At 71.7% G+C, this 1,380-nt stretch carries 1 protein-coding gene; it reads left to right on the top strand.

From position 1 onward, the window contains the following. Positions 1–1,380, top strand: a 1,380-nt coding sequence (locus AB0I83_RS31450; RefSeq protein ID WP_363307048.1) for a putative PEP-binding protein, incomplete at both ends; no start/stop codon positions are given.

Here is a 1,380-nt window from a genome sequence, read left to right as displayed (position 1 = left end):
GACGAGAACGCCGAGGTCAAGCAGGTCGCCCGGGGCATCGCCGCCTCGCCCGGCGCGGCGGTCGGCAAGGCGGTCTTCGACTCCTACACCGCCGTCAAGTGGTCCCGCTCCGGGGAGAAGGTCATCCTGGTGCGCCGCGAGACCAACCCCGACGACCTCGACGGCATGATCGCCGCCGAGGGCATCCTGACCAGCCGCGGCGGCAAGACCTCCCACGCGGCCGTGGTCGCCCGCGGCATGGGCAAGACCTGTGTGTGCGGCGCGGAGGAGCTGGAGGTCGACACCAAGCGGCGCCGCATGACCGTGCCCGGCGGGCAGGTCGTCGAGGAGGGCGACGTCATCTCCATCGACGGCTCCACCGGAAAGGTCTACCTGGGCGAGGTCCCGGTGGTGCCCTCCCCGGTCGTGGAGTACTTCGAGGGCCGGATGCACCCCGGTGCCGAGGACGCCGACGAGCTGGTCGAGGCCGTGCACCGGATGATGTCCTTCGCCGACCGCACGCGCCGGCTGCGGGTGCGGGCCAACGCCGACAACGCCGAGGACGCGCTGCGCGCCCGCCGGTTCGGCGCCCAGGGCATCGGCCTGTGCCGCACCGAGCACATGTTCCTCGGCGACCGGCGCGAACTGGTGGAGCGTCTGATCCTGGCCGACACCGAGGAGGAGCGCGACGCGTCCCTGAAGGCCCTGCTGCCGCTGCAGAAGCAGGACTTCGTGGAACTCTTCGAGGCGATGGACGGGCTGCCGGTGACGATCCGTCTGCTGGACCCGCCGCTGCACGAGTTCCTGCCCGACATCACCGAGCTGTCCGTGCGGGTGGCGCTCGCCGAGGCCCGGCAGGAGCCGCACGAGAACGAGCTGCGCCTGCTGCAGGCCGTGCACCGGCTGCACGAGCAGAACCCGATGCTGGGCCTGCGCGGCGTACGCCTCGGCCTGGTGGTGCCCGGTCTGTTCGCCATGCAGGTCCGCGCCATCGCCGAGGCCGCCGCGGAACGCAAGGCCGCCCAGGGCGACCCGCGCGCGGAGATCATGATCCCGCTGGTGGGCACCGTCCAGGAGCTGGAGATCGTCCGCGAGGAGGCCGACCGGGTCATCGCCGAGGTGGAGGCCGCCACCGGCACGAAGCTCAGCCTGCCGATCGGCACCATGATCGAGCTGCCGCGGGCCGCGCTCACCGCCGGGCAGATCGCGGAGGCCGCGGAGTTCTTCTCCTTCGGCACCAACGACCTGACCCAGACGGTCTGGGGCTTCAGCCGCGACGACGTCGAGGCCAGTTTCTTCACCGCCTACCTGGAGAAGGGCATCTTCGGCGTCTCCCCGTTCGAGACGATCGACAAGGACGGCGTCGGCTCCCTGGTGAAGGCCGCTGTCGCGGCCGGCCGC

The sequence above is a fragment of the Streptomyces sp. NPDC049970 genome, assembly GCF_040660235.1.
Lineage (GTDB): Bacteria > Actinomycetota > Actinomycetes > Streptomycetales > Streptomycetaceae > Streptomyces.
This window is presented reverse-complemented; position numbering and strand designations above follow the sequence as displayed.